Consider the following 2,484-nt stretch of genomic DNA (forward strand, 5'->3'; position numbering starts at 1 on the left):
ACCGCCATGCGCTCCACCGAAGCCAGGCCAACGCTCAACGCCAGGTTGGCCAGGAGCGAGAGCGCCAGCAGCGCGGCCAGCACCGCCCGCCCGTCGCGCACCCGGCGCCGCTCCGCGTCCAGCAGTTCCCGTCTCATCCAGGCCTCCCTATCCGATGAACCGCCGCGCGTGGCTCGGCGGCGCTCCCCTGAGCCCCAACGCGAAGGACGGCAGGAACCAGTAGAGCGCGCAGATGGCCACGTCCGCGCCCCCACCCCGCTTGGCGCGGCGCAGCAGCGCCCACGCCCCGACCCCCGCCGCGAGCCCGGTCACGAAGGCGTTGGCGGCCAGTCCCAGGACCGCCGGCCCCAGGAGCGCCGCCGCCTCGTCGAGCGTCCAGAAGAGCCAGCGCTCCGGGTCGTCCAGGCGCGAGGGGATCGTGTGTCTGGCCACGTCGCTCATCCCCAGCCCTCAAATGATCGCCGTGCCGACAAGGCCCGTCACCACGCCCGTGCCGGCCCCGGCCGCGATGCCCACGCCCACGGCCCCCGCCAGTTGCGCGGCGTTGAAACGCAGAACCGAGCCCACCAGAGCGGCTCCGACCGCGAGCGTGGCCGCAAGCTGCCCGCCGGTTCCCGAGACGATGTTCGTCACCGTGCCCAACGGGCCCGCGAAGGTCGTGTCCGACGTGGCCCACGCCAAGTCCGCGCTCGACATCGTCCAGACGAACGCAAGGAGCGTCCATCCGGTCAGTGAAAACGTCCTCATGGCCTCTCCTCCCGTCCGGCCGTGCCGTCGTCCGACGTCGACAACCGCCGCCGTGCCGAGGCCCAGTCGTCCAGGTCCGCCGCCAGGTACCGCACCCGGCTCCCGAACCGGTGGAACGCCGGCCCGTCGCCGCTCACGCGGTAGCGGTCCAGCGTCCGGGGCGAGAGCCCCAGCCATGCGGCCGCCTCCCTCGTGCTCAGATACTTCGTGCCGTTCGCGTACATTCCATTCCCTCCTTCCTCTTCCAGGTTGATTCCGGCCCCCGCCGACGATAGCGGGGCCGCCGTTGATCCAGGCCTCGCGGCCTCAAAAAAATTGTGGTTCTCTCCGCTCCTGGCGCGGATGGCGCCCATCTCTTCCACGCTCGCATGGGCGGCCATCCAGGCCCGGACCCGGTCGACCGTCCTGAGCCTGGGCGACGCTCCCCGGCGCAACCTCCCCACCAGCGACCGGTTGCCCGCCGCCTCCGCCCCCAGCAACGAGGCCTTGGCGCGCGTCACCTCAAGGAACGCCTCCACCTCGCCCCGAAACGCCGGACCCAGCGGCGGATGCCCCATGTAGGCCAGGACACGGTCCGCCGTCCCGAGCCGCACCGAGCGTCCGCGCCCCTGCGAGAACACGAAACCGGGATCTCCCAGCGCTTCGGCGCCGAAGCGCCGGGCGCTCACTCCGTGGCGCTCCCGCCAGGCCGCGACGGCGTGGCGCAGAAGGTCGTCCAGAGGGGCGTCGGGGTGGAGGTCAAGCGCTGCCATGCGTCCCAACATAGGCCAGAAATTCGCTCTTGACAATAGGTTTTAGTCGTGTATAGCCTACAGATAACCGCATCCTTGCGAAGCCATGCTCTTGTGTGCGCTCCAACGTGGCAAGTTTTTTTTGACGTCCCCGGCCGCTGCTTATGAAAGGAAACGGATGAGTCCTGACAACACGACTGAAAGGGAGGCGGTCCGGCGCGACCCGGTCCGGCTAAGGCTCAAGGACCTGCTCCGCCGAAACGACCTCACCCTTGCCGCGGCATCCCTGGCCATTGGCCGCAACAAGACCTACCTGCAGCAGTACGTGGACCGGGGCATCCCGGCGGTGCTCGGCTATCGCGACAGCGAGACCCTGGCCGGAATGCTCGGCTGCGATCCCTCGGAACTCCGCCACGAGGTGGTGCCGAAACGCCGGCCCATGACGCGCAAGCCTCCGCGGACGCCGGCTAAGCTTCCCGGCGCGCCGGTAGCGGTCATCCCGGAGGTTACCGTGGAGGTTTCCGCCGGAGCCGGAACGTTCGCCGAGGAGTTCGTCTCCGAGACCGCCCTCTGGCAGTGGCCGGAGAACATGATCCGCCACGAGGCCGGCGCCGAGCCCGGGAACCTCCGCATCCTGAGGGTCCGGGGCAACTCCATGGAGCCGGAGTTGAGCGACGGCGACCGGATCGTCGTGGACGTCTCGCGCCGGCTCCCGGCCACGGGCGAAACCTTCGTGCTCTGGGACGGCATCGGGTTGGTGGTGAAGCGCGTCGAGGTCGTGCGTGCCGATGCCGCCGGTGACGACGACCCGGCCCGCCTGAGGCTGATCTCCGCCAACCCCGACTATGCTCCGTACTCTTGCCTCGCCCAGGACGCACACATCCTCGGCAAGGTGTTGTGGGCGGTAAGGAGGACGTGACCTTCCGATCTTTCCTCGAACAGCCGGCCAAAGAGTGACTTCCCGGCTATGCCTCTCGACATGAGGCTGGCGAACTCGGCTTGCCGG

The 2,484-nt window shown here is 69.4% G+C and carries 4 protein-coding genes; 1 reads left to right on the plus strand and 3 read right to left on the minus strand.

Going from position 1 to position 2,484, the window contains the following annotated elements:
• Window positions 1-147 precede the first annotated feature (147 nt).
• The 3 genes from traL to OXF11_22170 are packed head-to-tail and all read right to left on the minus strand — an operon-like array spanning window position 148 to window position 971.
• On the minus strand, window positions 148-432 hold the full coding sequence (gene traL, locus OXF11_22160; protein ID MCY4489791.1) for a type IV conjugative transfer system protein TraL: 285 nt from the start codon (window positions 430-432) through the stop codon (window positions 148-150).
• Between the two features lie 18 nt (window positions 433-450).
• Window positions 451-747 carry a hypothetical protein gene (locus tag OXF11_22165; GenBank protein MCY4489792.1) on the minus strand — a complete coding sequence of 99 codons (297 nt, stop codon included), beginning with the start codon at window positions 745-747 and terminating at the stop codon, window positions 451-453.
• Window positions 744-971, minus strand: a complete 228-nt coding sequence (locus OXF11_22170; protein MCY4489793.1) for a helix-turn-helix domain-containing protein — start codon at window positions 969-971, stop codon at window positions 744-746. The genes OXF11_22165 and OXF11_22170 overlap by 4 nt, the downstream gene beginning before the upstream one ends.
• Before the next feature lie 685 nt (window positions 972-1,656).
• On the opposite strand from OXF11_22170, the gene OXF11_22175 reads away from it, so the two are divergent.
• Window positions 1,657-2,397 (plus strand): S24 family peptidase, encoded by a 741-nt coding sequence (locus OXF11_22175; protein MCY4489794.1) that lies wholly within the window; start codon window positions 1,657-1,659, stop codon window positions 2,395-2,397.
• The last annotated feature ends 87 nt before the right edge of the window (window positions 2,398-2,484 follow it).

The organism is Deltaproteobacteria bacterium, from assembly GCA_026712905.1.
Lineage (GTDB): Bacteria > Desulfobacterota > Binatia > UBA9968 > JAJDTQ01 > JAJDTQ01.